This window comes from Aeromonas sp. s3 (assembly GCF_040907805.1).
Lineage (GTDB): Bacteria > Pseudomonadota > Gammaproteobacteria > Enterobacterales > Aeromonadaceae > Aeromonas > Aeromonas dhakensis.
On record NZ_JBFOCQ010000009.1, the window covers coordinates 49,425 to 62,566 of the forward strand.

A 13,142-nucleotide genomic window follows, 5' to 3' on the forward strand; every position below is an offset into this window, starting at 1 on the left:
GTCCTTCATGGCCCAGGACATGAACGCGTGAAAACGTGCCGACTGCGTTATTTGGGAATAAACGCATTCTTGTAGAAGGAGCGGAATCCATTGTCCGGCACCTGAAATTCCACCCCATTGTACAATGACAAAGAGGCATCATCAGTCTTGTTCATGATTGCGCCATAACGCGCATAACCACTCTTGCCATCGTGATACATAAAGTCCATCCGCGAAACCAGATCGTTGGTTTTCTTGAAGAGCCGGCCAACAATCGGCGAGTCTGAGGACAGGGGATTATTGATGGTCCGCAGCAATTTCATTCTGGTATAGTCACCATCGTCATCCCGGGTCAGCAGATAATGGTAGCGGGTATCGGGCGCCTGCAGACCATTTAACCGATAGATCAAATTCACATTGGTACCGAGCGCCAGTGCATTCAGGCCATAGGTTATCGGTGCATCGCGCTGACCGACAAAGTCAGATATTATCCTGCGGGCTACCCCACCTTTTACTTGATAGATATGCCGGGTCGTAAAGATAAGGAACATGGTCTCGTCAAGGCCATTGATGGCAACCACATCCAGCGGATACTCTTGCCACTCCAGATTTAATTGACTCGTCAGTTCATTGCTGTTTGTCGGGGCATCCTCCAGATGAGACGTTAAGAAGGCTCGTGAAAAGCTTGAGTTGTTGCCCAGCACCACAAATATTGCTGCGCGACTATTATTATTTGCCTGACTCTCGACGGCATGCCAGCAGGTCTGCAAATCACTTCCCGGCCGCCAGTTACTGATTGGGGTGGTGGCTCCCGCAGTGAAGAAGTTCGATATATTTCCGTAGCCTGGCTTCTGAATATTGGCAAAGTTATAAATCCTGCCATTTCTCGGGGAGGTGACCAATGCTCCTGGCTGGGTATAAATCGGGTTGTCATGATCCGCGATACTTGGGACGTAATCCCAATCGGTATTCATGGTCCTTGCATCGAATGCGCATACCAGAGTGCGCTTCCAGTAACTGGATACTCGGCAAATATATGCCCCCAGGTCTTCATACTCAAGCCCCTTCGGTTTAATATACTCGTTGGTATATCTCGCGATCGGGGTAGGTTTGACCTCTTCTTTTTTGAGTAATGTGTAGATCCATTGGGCGATGGCCACCACAATGCCTATCACCGCGACAATAATTCCAAGGGGGCCGGCAATGGCAAAACCCATAAAAGAGGCCACGGCGACACCCAATGCTACCGTGGCGACCAACATATTGATTGCCGCAAATATAATATCCCCTATATCGCCACCCTCGACAGCCTGATATAGGTTATACGCGGCCAAGGCCGCCCCCAGCGCCGCCAATCCGACAAAACATATATTGATAATCCGGGTGATATTCTGCGTGGCGAGAAACATCTTGCTGGCTATCTGCCGCTCTAGCACATTCGTGAGATGCTGGCCCTTGGCGGTAAGGTTGCTCAAGAATTGACTGAATTTACCCATATTGATGGCAATGCTATTGATGATGCCTTCACCATTGCCATAAATAAACATGGTCACTTTATCAAGGAATCGACCGAGCTGGATCAGATTCAATGTCACATCAAACAGGGCCGCCCCCAACTCCATCAAAGGAACAGGGTTGCTCCATTCCTCCCGATCGGTCGCCGTCAACCAGGTAAAGTTGCCCACCCCCAGCAACAAGGTGAACACGGAAAGGAATGAATCTATGGGAAAGGCAGCGGGAGCCACACCGGAGAAGGCTGTGGGAGCCATACTGCCCGCCGTCCCTGCCAGCGCAGGATATCGTTGAAGAATGCGCTGCCGGGCCCCCTCATCCTGCAGGGTGCTCGTTCTCAAGCTCATGTTGTTCAGTTCATTCCAGAAGCTATCCGGGCTATTCTGGTTGAAGAAACTGTTCCAGAAGGTGCGCTGAGTCCCGCTTTCATTTCTCAGCAAGGTCACCACATCATCGAAATTTCTCCTGTTGGCCAAGACTGTGTATTTCTCGCTTTGTTGGCCCCAGCTCAGGTTCATGGCAAACCCACTGTATACAGAACCCGCCAGGGTACGTTCAAATTTTTTCAGCTCATCCTCGGTGATGCGACGACCGGATGATATATTGAGCGCTCTTACTTTATTGATGGTGTTGTAGACTTGCCACATCGCCTTTTCAAACGATGAACCTGATCCCAGATACTCCTGAACTTTGAAAGAGCTGATCAGTTCCTCTAACACCTCATTCTTGGAGTAGTGTTCGATAAGTTGACGAGCCCAGTTTTCCCCCGCTGCTTTGTAGCCGGTTAACTTTCCGCTTTGACAATAATGGGTAGCGACAGAGTATAGCTGATCGATAATTTCTTTAAACTGCGTTCCCTTTTCAGCTTGCTTTATATTTGCATTTACCTTCACCATATCCCAGGAGTTATACAGCTTCCGGTCTGCCACAGTGACATTGGTTTGCTTGCTATATGAGTTCTGCAACAAGCCACTCACATATTCAACCATATTATCGGTAAAATAGCGTCGGTTGCTGCTGTAAATAGCATTTACCGAATTGATGCCATCACTCATGGTCAACACATTATTGTTAGGCTTCATGCCAGGGCCTAACGCTTCGCTCAATGAGCTGTTCTGATACTGGAATTCGAACTTCATCAGCTCTTGAAACATCACCTGGGCAAGATATTGCGCTTCATCGGTTTCTTGTACAAAGTTGACCCGGTTCGAATCAACGACGGGCTGATTAGATGCCATCACGTAAAAATTGATCGCATCCAGCTCGGCGAAATTGCCACTAGTCAGGACAGCAATAGCGGCTTTCACCGGGGCTGGGAAGACAGTGCCGGCAGCCAGGCCTATCAGCGACATGGAGGAGAACGTCAGAAAATCCCGACGCCCTTGTGAAACTTCACGATGGATAATTTCTGAAAGTTTTTTCATATTATATATCCCTATCAGTGCTCATTGCTTCCCAGATTATTAAATATTTCAGGCAATAGTCTGGCAGGCCATGTCATCATGACCGAGCATATGGTTGTTGTTCTATGAGAGATGTAAATAGGCTACCATATCAGCATCGTCAATATATGCATGACAGCAGCACCACCGATATACAAGGCAAGGAAGATATTAACAATTAAAGCCAAGGTAACCGTATCAAGCCTCCTTGTTTATATATTGCACAACCTACCTGCCAATCCTCATTTGAGTCAAACATCAATAATGAGGTCTAACCAGAAAATGTTACCCGTTAGACAAAAACAGATATTGATGAGAAAAAGTTGTAACAATATATTGCGAAAGAAGCCCTAGAAAAAATGCGGCAAGGTGCCATCAGGCTGCAGGGCAGCACCATGATTTCCAGATAAAGATGGTACGCACTATATATCCCGGCACGGAGCAAAGTGGCATTAGCTCACCGGTGTGCTCGTGAATACGATCCGCAATGATTAGGTGGGGAAGGAAAAACCATCGACTATTCGAGGGGGGAGACACTGCATCTGCAGCGCATTCAGATAACAAAACGGCAGCCCCTGGCTGCCGTTTGCGTGGCTCATTGTTCTTCGGGAAGTTCGTCAAACAGCGGGTGGTAGAGCACTTCACCCTGCATTCCGGTCAAGCCGCCCTCCTGCAGCTCCATCGCCATAAAGCAGTCGGCGGGCACCTCATAGATGCAGTACAGGCCGAACTCGCTGGCGGGACGAAAACCGAAGCGGCTGTAATAGGTCGGGTCACCAAGTACCACCACCGCCTTCCAGTCCATCTCCAGCGCCGTATCCAGCCCCTCGCGCACTAGATCCGAGCCGATCCCCTGCCCCTGCCAATCCGGGTGGACCGCCACGGGCGCGAGACCAAGCCAGGGCCCCTCCACCCCGTTAATGGTGATCGGGCTCAGCATCAGGTGCCCCATGAACTCGTACTCCTCCTCCTCGACCATGGTCACCACGGCGGCGCCGCATTCGCGCAGGCGGTTGACCAGTTCAGCCTCGTCAGTACGGCCAAAGGCGGCACTCACTAGGTCATAGACCGGCAGCATGTCGCCAGGGCGCTCGGTTCTCAGCATACAGCGTTACTCCTCGTACAGCAGAGCGGGCATTATTCCACAAACTGCCCGCCGCCCTGAGCACCTTTGTCCAGAAATGGGAGGGTGGACTCAGGAAAACGATCCGCCACCTGCGCCAGCAACTCATGCAGATCGACCGGTTGCAGGCTGGTGATGGCGGTTCGATAGGCATTGAACAGCAGCGGTTCGGCCCGTGCCAGCCAGGCCAGGGTGTCGTCGGCATCCCGATGCCAGCGACCGGCCAGCTCATCGAGCAGAGCGGGCAAGGCCACCAGCAAGTCGAGCAGATGATAGCGATGGGTGAGCGGCTCAGCGGCCAGCAGGGCGAGCCTGCGCTCCTCACTGGCGAGCCAGCGCAAGCGCTGGCGCCGCTCAACCAGGGTCAGCAACACAGGCCCCTGGCGCTGCAGACTGGCCAACTGCAGCAGGTAGTCCAGCCCCTGCTCTTCGGCGTCTTTCAGCAGCAGGCCGCGCAGCAGATGGAGCTGCTCCGGCTCGGCCTGCGCCAGCGCATCCTGGTCGTAGTATTCCACCGCCAGCGGCCCGTCAGTACCCAGGGAGCGTGGCGGCGCGGCGGCGGGCTCGCCCTCTTCTGCCTCATCCCGATTTGTCATGAACAGCGCCAGCCGCTTCGGCGCCCCCTCCCCGACCTGTGTCTGCAGGATGGCCGCCACCACCCGCTCGTCAGCCAGCAGGGGGGCCAGCTGGCGTTCGACCGGCGCCGCCAGCGTCAGACTTCGCGCCAGCTGCCAGTAGCTCACCTCGCACTGGTTCTGGCTCAAGCTCTGGCGCTGGCCACTCAGTGCCCGTCGGCCGCAATAGCGCATGCCCAACTTGGCCATCACCCGGCCGGAGGCATGGTTGTCCGGCATGTGGCGGGCGGTGAGCACCGGCAGCTGCAGCCGGTCGAACGCACAGTCCTTCACCAGCCGGGCGGCCCGGGTCGCCAGTCCGCGGTTTTGCCAGGGCACACCCACCCACCAGGCCAGCTCGCCGTTCCAGTGCAGCGAGATAACCCCCACCAGCGGCGCATGGCCCTCGCCAGCCGGCAGGGTCAGCGCCCAGCTCCAGCCCAATCCGAGCGCCGCCTTGCGCCAGCAGCCGGCCAGCCAGTCGCGGGCCGCCTCCAGCGGATAGGGGTGGGGAATGTTGAGGGTGTAGCGGGCGAGCGCCGCATCGCTGCAATAACGCACCACCTCGGCTTCATCGCACGCCAGCAGGGGGCGCAGCTGCAGGGCGGGTTCCGACCGGGAGGGAAGTTCGGCCAGCACCGGCACCGTCAGGCGGCGGGCCAGCAGGCGGTTGAGCACGGCGCCCAGATCGTCCTGCGCCGTCAGCGCCAGATCGGCCCCCTGTCCTCCCAGGGTCAACAGCCCCTCCTCTCGCGCCAGGGTCAGCAGGGAGGCCGAGCCACTGATGAGGATCTGCCGGCTCGGATCAACGGCCTGCTGGCCGGGCAGATCGCCGTCCAGCCAGGCGGCCAGCAGCGCGCTGGCCGAACGCACGCCATCGGGCGGACAACAAGACCAGGGGCCGCCGGTCTCGCTCGGCAAACGCTCATCGACCTTGCTCTGCAGCAACTGCCAGCCATGGCCCTGCCGCTGCCAGGCCTGCAGCACCGGTGCCCAGTGGGGCTGCCACAGGGCACGCTCGATCAGCAGTTCCATCAGCCGGCCTGACAGGCTGCGGGCAGGCTCAGGTGGCGGGGATGCGCCTCGATACGGGCAATCCAGGCCCGGATGGCGGGCCAGCCCTGCAGCGAGAAGATCCCCTCCTCCGCCACATGGGTGTAAGCATAGAGCGCCAGATCGGCGATGGTCGGCGCCTCGCCACACAGGTAGGGACTCTGCTTGAGCTGCTGCTCCAGCACCGCCAACGCCTTCTCGCCGCCGGCTTTGAGCCCGTCGAGGCGCGCCTCCTGGGACTCCGGTCGCCCCAGATAGTGAACGATGAAGCGAGCTACCGCGATATAGGGCTCATGGCTGTACTGCTCGAAGAACAGCCACTTGAGCACCTCGGCCTGCTGGCGCGGTTCGGCCGGCCACAGGGACGACCCCTGCGCCAGGTAGAAGAGGATGGCGTTGGACTCCGCCAGGGTGTCGCCCTGGGCCAGCTCCAGCACCGGGATCTTGCCGTTGGGGTTCAGGGCCAAAAAGTCGGGGGTGCGGGTCTCCCCCGCCAGCACATCCACCGGCACCCAGTCGAGGGGCAGCTCAAGCCAGCGGGCCAGCAGCCAGGGCTTGTAGCAGCTGCCGGACTTCAGATCGCCATACAGACGCATACAGACTCCTTGTCAGCAGCAGAGGGCTAGCGGGGCGCTCAGGGCGCCAGCCGCTCGATGTGCCACCCTTCCCCTTCGCGGGTGTAGTAGAAACGGTCGTGCAGGCGATGCTCGCCCCCCTGCCAGAATTCGACCGTGTCGATGCGCACCCGGAAACCGCCCCAGAAGCTCGGCAACGGCACCTCGCCATTGGCAAACTTCTGCTTGAGCTCGAGGAACTTGGCCTCCAGCACGCCACGGGCCGAGATACGGGTCGACTGTTTGGAGACCCAGGCGGCGATCTGGCTGTCTTTGGGACGGCTGTGGAAATACTTCATCACCTCGAAGGTGCTCATCTTCTCCACCCGGCCGGTCACATGCACCTGTCTGTCCAGGGTGTGCCAGGGGAAGAGCAGGCTGATGCGGGGGTTGCCCTCCAGCTGGTGCGCCTTGCGGCTGCCCATGTTGGTGTAGAACACCATGCCTTCGGCGTCGTAGTGCTTGAGCAGCACGGTGCGCTGCCAGGGCTGGCCGTCGGCATCCACTGTGCCCACCACCATGGCGGTGGGGTCGGTCAGCCTGGCTTCGCACGCCTGGGCCAGCCACTTCTCGAACAGGGCGAGGGGCTCGGCCGGCAGATCGGCCCTGTGCAGTCCACCCCGGGTGTATTCACGGCGCAGATCGGCTACATCCATCATCTTGATTTTCCTTCTCTCTTTGCCGCCCATGCGGCCATGCGTGCAGGCATTGTGCGACGAGCACGCCATGGGTACAAGCCTTGTGACCGGCAAATGACAGCCGTAAAAAAGAGGGAGGCTCGCGCCTCCCCCTGTTGACCTTGACGGCCCTCTGTCACTGCCGATCCGTTGCCGGTAGTGGTGGGCAGTGCGCCAGCATGCGCCGGTTGTAGTCGGCCGCGTAGGCCGCCAGTTTGGCCTGGGCCTCCTGCTGGCCTGGCTTGATCACATCCCCCAGCCCCTCCAGATAGCGCACGCCGCAGCGGGCCTTGGCCGAAGCCTGCTGCTCCGGCGCTATGCCGGGCGCCACCTCACCGCGCCCAGCCCGCACGATCAGCCGGTAATCCTGCTTGGCCAGGCTGGCGCTGACCGCCTGCTCCAGGGTATCGGCGTCGGCCTGACAGCCGCCGAGCAGGGACGCCAGCACCAGCCAGGCCGCCCTCATCCGCGCCTCCGCTGCCAGCCCAGCAGGGCCAGCGCCAGGGTCCAGAGACCGAGGGCGCCACCGCCACCACCGCCCGAGCTGCCGCCGCTTTGGACGACCGGCAGCTTGGCCGGGCTGATGGCGAAGAAGATGTTGTCGCTGCAAGCAACCTTCAGACGGGCGGCGCTGGCCAGATCCGCCGGCAGGGTCACGGTGGCCGAGCCGCTGTTGGGCTGGCTAACCGCCAGGCTGCTCCAGCTGGTTCCCTCGTTCTGGGTCAGGAGCAGATCCACCTTGCTGCAGCTGATCGGTGCCAGGTTGGTGCCGGCCACATCCCAGCTGACCGCCTGACTTGCCCCCGGCGTCAACGACACCCCAAGCGGCGCAGTCAGCCGGAAGGCGCTGCCGGTATTGACCACCTGTACCTTCATGTCGTCGCTGGCGACACCGCCCTTGCCGTCACGCACTGTCAGCCGGAAGTTGAGATCCCGGTTGGTGGTGGGCCAGGCCTCGCCCTTGGCGAGCGTGCCCGAGAGCAGGGAGGGCAGGCTCGGCAGGATCCGCTCCGGTAAGCTGGTGGGGGAGACAAAGCGAAACAGCGGCCGGCTGCCGTCGTCCACCATGGTGGCCAGGCTGCTCGACTCAGTCCCCAGATCGATCTGCTCCCAGGTGTAGGTCAGGGGATCACCGTCCAGATCGGCGCCGGCCCCCTTGAGCGCGAACGGCGTGTTGGCCGGAATGATGCGGCTGGCCCCGGCCGCCGCCTGGGGCGCGTTGTTGACAAGATCTATGGAGGTGCCACAGGTCGGCACGGTCGCCATATGCGCCCGCATCTGCTCGATGGACTTGCTGTGGAAATAGGGGTCGCTGTGGGGCTGGATGTTCTCCTCCCCGCAGATGCCCGCATAGGCCATGATGGAGGTACCGCTGCCCGGCTCCCAGGCCTGCTCTGGCGTCCGGTTGTCGCCGCCACAGCTGTTGGTGGTGCCGTTGAAGGTGTGATCGGCGCCGAACTGGTGGCCGATCTCGTGGGCCACATAGTCGATAAAGAAGGCATCCCCCACCGGGGTGGCGGAACCTGTCATGCCGGCCGACTTGTCAGCCATACAGAGCACGCCGAGGCCGGCCAGACCACCGCCTCCGGTATTGACCACATGGCCAATGTCAAACGGTCCCAGCGGCGTGCTGGGCAGGGTCTGGGCATTGGCCTGCACCACGCTGTTGATATCGACGTCGGCGTCACTATTGGTGAAGGGATCGCTGGCCGGATCGGTAAAGATGATGTTGTCGTTGCCACTGGCCAACTGGAATTCGGCCCCCACGTCGCGCTGGTACACCTCGTTGACCCGGTTGAGCAGGGTGGCGATGGCCGCGGTGGCCAGCACCTTGGAGCCGCCGTGGAACTGGGTGTACTCCCCCGCCGCCGAGATGGCGATGACGTAGCGCTTGCGCACGTTGCCATCCACCTGCACCTTGTGCGCCAACGCCTTGCTGGTATCGCTGCCGATAACCTTGTCCGCTTCCTCCGCCAACCTGCTGTAGGCGTCTTGCTGGTAATAGACGGCATACCCTTCGGCATTGCTGAGGGGATCGACGAACACCGTCTTGCCCTGATGGCTGAACATGGCGTGGAAACCCAGCGGCCCCAGATCAAAGCGCCCCGTCTCTACCGGCGCCGCCGGATTGTGACCCTTGAAGGTCTTGATTTCGGGGAATTTGGCCGCCTGATCGGCCGGCAGCAGGTCATAGGCCTGCAGGGTGAAGGTCACCTCTCCCCCGTCGGGCAGAGGCAGGGTCAGCGAGCGCGCCCCGGCTTGCAGTCCGGCAAAATAATCGATGGGCACCTTGGCCACCCGAAACTGGTTGGCCCGCACTTCATAACCGTCGGCGGCGCTGGCGCGCGCCGCGACCGTATCCCACTCTTTGGCCGCAAGGCCGCCCGAACTCATCATGCTGGCAACCACCAGCGCCAAAGGAGAAAATTTCATCAACTGCATCTTTTTAGTCCTTTTAAAATGCACTCACCTGAACTACAACCGGCATCATTCGCCTGCTGGTCCGATTAGTCCAGCAGCATCCACCCTATCTTCCCCGAATGGGGAGTGTTGCACCAACCCTGTCTAGCCCCTATCATTGCGCGGATTTATCAGTTTTTGAGCCGCGTCACCATGGCGACGGTTCGTCTTTTTCTGACCAAGGTTAATCTCATGCTCAAATCCCCACTGTTACCCCGTCTCGGGGACCTGGTCGTTGCCATTGTTGACGATGTGCTGGGCCAGGGTCTCACCCTGGATCGCGCCTATGCCCGTCACTTCTCCGGCATCGAACTCAAACCGCAAGAACAGGCAAGGATTGCCCTGGTCACCGGCGATCTGCTGCGTCGCCTCAGCCTCTACTGCGCCCTGACCGGTATTCAGGTCCGCCAGGCCGAGAAGCACGTCTGGCCGCTGCTGCACAGCTGGCATGCTTTCCACAAGATAGCTCAACCCAACCACCCGACCCTGGATCGCTTCAATGAAGAAGCGTTTCGTCGCCGCCTGACCGAAGCCAAGAAAAACCCGGTGCTGATGGATGGCTGCCCGACCTGGCTGGAAAAGCTCGGCAGCGAACAGCTGGGCGATGCCTGGCCGGCCGAGCGTGCCGCCCTGACCGCCATGCCCAAGCGTTACCTGCGGGTCAACACCCTCAAGTGCACCCGTGACGAGCTGCAGGCGGCGCTGGCCAAAGAGCAGGTCACCACTGTACCGGTGGAAGGGGTCGAGAGCGCCCTGGAAGTGACCTCGGATGCCGCCCTGTTTCGCACCAACGCCTTTGCTGACGGCTGGTTCGAGCAGCAGGATGCCGGCTCCCAGCACATCGCGGCGGCGCTGGACGTAGCCCCCGGCATGCGGGTTATCGACGCCTGTGCCGGTGCCGGCGGCAAGACCCTGCATCTGGCCGCCATGATGAAGGGCAAGGGCCGCCTGCTGGCGATGGACGTGGAAGAGTGGAAGCTGGAGAACCTCAAGCAGCGCGCCCGCCGCGCCGGTGCCCACAACGTGGAGACCCGGGTCATCACCAGCAGCAAGACCGTCAAGCGCCTCAAAGAGAGTGCGGATCGCCTGCTGCTGGACGTGCCCTGCTCCGGCCTTGGCGTACTCAAACGCAATCCGGATGCCAAGTGGCGCGATACCGCCGAGCGGCTGCCGGTGCTGGTAGCTCTGCAGGAAGAGATCCTGCAGCGCTACAGCCAGATGGTGAAAGTGGGTGGAATGCTGGTCTACGCCACCTGCTCCATCCTGCCCGAGGAGAACCGCCAGCAGGTGGACAAATTCCTCGCCGCCAACGAAAACTTCCGCCTGCTCGGTGATCACACCGTGAGCCCGGCGGCCACCGGTTTCGACGGCTTCTATCTGGCGCGCATCGAGCGCATCGCCTGATACCGTCTTGCAGCATAAGAAAAGGGGAGCCGATGGCTCCCCTTTTTGCATGATACGATAGCGGCCTTATTCGGCGGCAACGTCATCCTGCTTGTGTTTGGCGGCAGTTTCCTTGATCAGGGTTTGCAGTTCGCCAGCCTGGAACATCTCGATCATGATGTCGCAGCCGCCGACCAGCTCGCCCTCGACCCACAGCTGCGGGAAGGTGGGCCAGTTGGCAAACTTCGGCAACTCGGCGCGGATGTCCGGGTTTTGCAGGATGTCGACGTAAGCAAACGGCTCGCCACAGGACATCAGGGCCTGGGAGGCCTGGGCAGAGAAACCGCAGCTGGGTAGCTTGGGGGAGCCCTTCATGTACAGGATGATGGGGTTTTCAGCCAGCTGCTGTTTGATCTTTTCAATAGTTTCCATAGGTGCCTCACTAGAGCGATTTCGGCGGCCATTCTACTGCAATCCGGGCAGACCACAAACTGGCAAACCGCGGCAACAGCAAGAAGTGACGAATCAATACGCCGCAGCTTGATCCGGATCATGGCGAGAATCAAGAGTTGTTAGGCCATCTTTGATGCTGGTACAATCGATGGGCTTTGGGCCAACTGGCCCCATCACTTCAAGAACAATTCTTTTCAAAATAGAAAAGAGTACGCAATGTCTTGCAACCGTCGCCTTCGCACGGCCAGCCAATGGAGAGTAGAAAATGGCATTCGAACTTCCCGCTCTGCCCTATGCAATCAATGCTCTGGAACCGCACATCTCCCAGGAAACTCTGGAATACCACCACGGCAAGCACCACAACACCTACGTGGTCAACCTGAACAACCTGGTGCCGGGTACCGAGTTTGAAGGCAAGTCTCTGGAAGAGATCATCAAGACCTCCACTGGTGGCATCTTCAACAACGCCGCCCAGATCTGGAACCACACCTTCTACTGGCACTGCCTCTCCCCGAACGGCGGTGGCGAGCCCACTGGCGCCCTGGCCGATGCCATCACCAAGGCGTTCGGCTCCTTCGCCGAGTTCAAGGATGCGTTCACCAAGTCTGCCATCGGCAACTTCGGCTCCAGCTGGACCTGGCTGGTGAAGAAGGCTGACGGCTCCCTGGCCATCGTCAACACCTCCAACGCCGGTTGCCCGCTGACCGAAGCCGGTACCACCCCGCTGCTGACCGTCGACCTGTGGGAGCACGCCTACTACATCGACTTCCGCAACCTGCGTCCGAAGTACATGGAAACCTTCTGGGCCCTGGTCAACTGGGAATTCGTGGCCAAGAACCTGGCTGCCTGATAACGCCACACTCTTGCCAAAACGCCCCGCTCTTGCGGGGCGTTTTTTATGGGCGCGAGGGCAGCCAGCCCAGTAAAAAGGCGCCCGCAGGCGCCTTTGTCATTCGAGCCGGGATGCACAGGCATCACTGGTCAATCTCGTCCAGATAGTCATCCAGATTGCTGTCGTCTTGCTTCTCCTGCTGCTCTTGCTTGAGCTCGGTCTGACGACCGGTCACCTTGTTCTGGTTGTACTGCAGATAGAAGTCCTTGGTCAGGGCGTAAGGATCGAGCGCGTTGTCGATGATCCGCTCCTGATCGATCAGCTTGGAACGGGTACCCAGACCATTCAGCGCCCAGTGCACCGCTTTCAGCGGGAAAGTCAGCAGCGAGTAAGGGAAGTAGAGCACGTCTATGGTATCCCCCACTATCTCGCGGGTGGTGGTGGGGCCATAGACAGGCACCATGACGTAGGCCCCCTCGCCTATGTCCATGCGCCCGAGCACGGTAGAGAGCTCCAGCTTGTTGCGCTCGAGGCCCGCATGCTTGGCCACGTCGAAGATACCCAGCAGACCCACAGTGGTGTTGAGGGTGAAGCGGCCCAGGTTGGTACCCGCCCCCTTCAAGTCGCCGGTCAGCAGGTGGTTGACCATGCTGCTCGGTTCGTTGAAGTTCTCCACCAGATTCTCGATGCCATCCTTCATTCCCTGCGGAACGTAGCGGGCGTAGCCGTGCACCACGGGGCGAGCCACGTAGGGCTCCAGCACATCGTAGTTGACGGCCCACATGGCCCGGTTGGCACCCTGAAACGGGTCGCGGCTGTCACTGGCCGTGCTGGTCGCTTCGGGCCGGCTCGGCGTCTCCTTGAGGTCAAGGCTCTCGGGGCCCGGCTTGGGCGGGCCGCCAGCACAGCCACCCAGCAACAAGGCCACCGTCAATGCCCCTACACGCACATGCATATGGAAGTCCTAGCTTTTTATTGTGATTAATCTGAATTATAGGCA

Annotated in this window: 11 protein-coding genes; 2 read left to right on the plus strand and 9 right to left on the minus strand. The window is 59.6% G+C overall.

Annotated features, from left to right (window positions below):
* Window positions 1–47 precede the first annotated feature (47 nt).
* The 7 genes from AB5Y98_RS04935 to AB5Y98_RS04965 all read right to left on the minus strand — a co-directional run bounded on the left by AB5Y98_RS04935 (window position 48) and on the right by AB5Y98_RS04965 (window position 9,456).
* Window positions 48–2,915 carry a hypothetical protein gene (locus AB5Y98_RS04935; RefSeq protein WP_368231451.1) on the minus strand — a complete coding sequence of 956 codons (2,868 nt, stop codon included), beginning with the start codon at window positions 2,913–2,915 and terminating at the stop codon, window positions 48–50.
* Between the two features lie 613 nt (window positions 2,916–3,528).
* On the minus strand, window positions 3,529–4,038 hold the full coding sequence (locus AB5Y98_RS04940; protein ID WP_336288959.1) for an N-acetyltransferase: 510 nt from the start codon (window positions 4,036–4,038) through the stop codon (window positions 3,529–3,531).
* Window positions 4,039–4,070: 32 nt separating this feature from the next.
* A complete protein-coding gene (locus AB5Y98_RS04945) occupies window positions 4,071–5,705 on the minus strand; it encodes a GNAT family N-acetyltransferase (RefSeq protein ID WP_368231452.1) in 1,635 nt (544 codons plus the stop codon).
* Complete coding sequence (locus AB5Y98_RS04950) at window positions 5,705–6,319, minus strand: glutathione S-transferase family protein (protein WP_368231453.1); 615 nt, start codon at window positions 6,317–6,319, stop codon at window positions 5,705–5,707. Before AB5Y98_RS04950 ends, AB5Y98_RS04945 begins: the two co-directional genes overlap by 1 nt.
* A 38-nt stretch (window positions 6,320–6,357) precedes the next feature.
* Window positions 6,358–6,996, minus strand: coding sequence for a pyridoxamine 5'-phosphate oxidase (gene pdxH, locus AB5Y98_RS04955; RefSeq protein WP_005298871.1), 639 nt, complete (start codon window positions 6,994–6,996; stop codon window positions 6,358–6,360).
* 154 nt (window positions 6,997–7,150) lie between these two features.
* The gene (locus AB5Y98_RS04960) at window positions 7,151–7,480 is read right to left on the minus strand and encodes a hypothetical protein (protein WP_019839607.1); all 330 of its coding nucleotides are present in this window, start codon (window positions 7,478–7,480) and stop codon (window positions 7,151–7,153) included.
* Window positions 7,477–9,456: a reprolysin-like metallopeptidase gene (locus tag AB5Y98_RS04965; protein ID WP_368231454.1), complete on the minus strand. Its 1,980-nt coding sequence runs from the start codon at window positions 9,454–9,456 to the stop codon at window positions 7,477–7,479. The genes AB5Y98_RS04960 and AB5Y98_RS04965 overlap by 4 nt, the downstream gene beginning before the upstream one ends.
* A gap of 210 nt (window positions 9,457–9,666) precedes the next feature.
* Between AB5Y98_RS04965 and AB5Y98_RS04970 the strand changes: the two genes are divergently transcribed.
* Window positions 9,667–10,878 (plus strand): RsmB/NOP family class I SAM-dependent RNA methyltransferase, encoded by a 1,212-nt coding sequence (locus AB5Y98_RS04970; RefSeq protein WP_026140853.1) that lies wholly within the window; start codon window positions 9,667–9,669, stop codon window positions 10,876–10,878.
* Window positions 10,879–10,944: 66 nt separating this feature from the next.
* Here the strand turns inward: AB5Y98_RS04970 and AB5Y98_RS04975 are convergent, their stop codons facing one another.
* A complete protein-coding gene (locus AB5Y98_RS04975; protein WP_005298863.1) occupies window positions 10,945–11,289 on the minus strand; it encodes a Grx4 family monothiol glutaredoxin in 345 nt (114 codons plus the stop codon).
* A 286-nt stretch (window positions 11,290–11,575) separates the two neighbouring features.
* On the opposite strand from AB5Y98_RS04975, the gene sodB reads away from it, so the two are divergent.
* The gene (sodB, locus tag AB5Y98_RS04980) at window positions 11,576–12,160 is read left to right on the plus strand and encodes a superoxide dismutase [Fe] (protein WP_005298860.1); all 585 of its coding nucleotides are present in this window, start codon (window positions 11,576–11,578) and stop codon (window positions 12,158–12,160) included.
* A 124-nt stretch (window positions 12,161–12,284) separates the two neighbouring features.
* Here the strand turns inward: sodB and AB5Y98_RS04985 are convergent, their stop codons facing one another.
* Window positions 12,285–13,097, minus strand: coding sequence for a VacJ family lipoprotein (locus AB5Y98_RS04985; protein WP_005298859.1), 813 nt, complete (start codon window positions 13,095–13,097; stop codon window positions 12,285–12,287).
* Window positions 13,098–13,142: the final 45 nt, after the last annotated feature.

Bases quoted from the DNA above. Each gene is read 5' to 3' on its own strand.
- AB5Y98_RS04965 (WP_368231454.1), bottom strand. From the start codon at position 9,456: ATGCAGTTGATGAAATTTTCTCCTTTGGCGCTGGTGGTTGCCAGCATG.
- AB5Y98_RS04970 (WP_026140853.1), top strand. From the start codon at position 9,667: ATGCTCAAATCCCCACTGTTACCCCGTCTCGGGGACCTGGTCGTTGCC.
- AB5Y98_RS04945 (WP_368231452.1), bottom strand. From the start codon at position 5,705: ATGGAACTGCTGATCGAGCGTGCCCTGTGGCAGCCCCACTGGGCACCG.
- AB5Y98_RS04950 (WP_368231453.1), bottom strand. From the start codon at position 6,319: ATGCGTCTGTATGGCGATCTGAAGTCCGGCAGCTGCTACAAGCCCTGG.
- pdxH (WP_005298871.1), bottom strand. From the start codon at position 6,996: ATGATGGATGTAGCCGATCTGCGCCGTGAATACACCCGGGGTGGACTG.
- sodB (WP_005298860.1), top strand. From the start codon at position 11,576: ATGGCATTCGAACTTCCCGCTCTGCCCTATGCAATCAATGCTCTGGAA.
- AB5Y98_RS04975 (WP_005298863.1), bottom strand. From the start codon at position 11,289: ATGGAAACTATTGAAAAGATCAAACAGCAGCTGGCTGAAAACCCCATC.
- AB5Y98_RS04960 (WP_019839607.1), bottom strand. From the start codon at position 7,480: ATGAGGGCGGCCTGGCTGGTGCTGGCGTCCCTGCTCGGCGGCTGTCAG.
- AB5Y98_RS04935 (WP_368231451.1), bottom strand. From the start codon at position 2,915: ATGAAAAAACTTTCAGAAATTATCCATCGTGAAGTTTCACAAGGGCGT.
- AB5Y98_RS04940 (WP_336288959.1), bottom strand. From the start codon at position 4,038: ATGCTGAGAACCGAGCGCCCTGGCGACATGCTGCCGGTCTATGACCTA.
- AB5Y98_RS04985 (WP_005298859.1), bottom strand. From the start codon at position 13,097: ATGCATGTGCGTGTAGGGGCATTGACGGTGGCCTTGTTGCTGGGTGGC.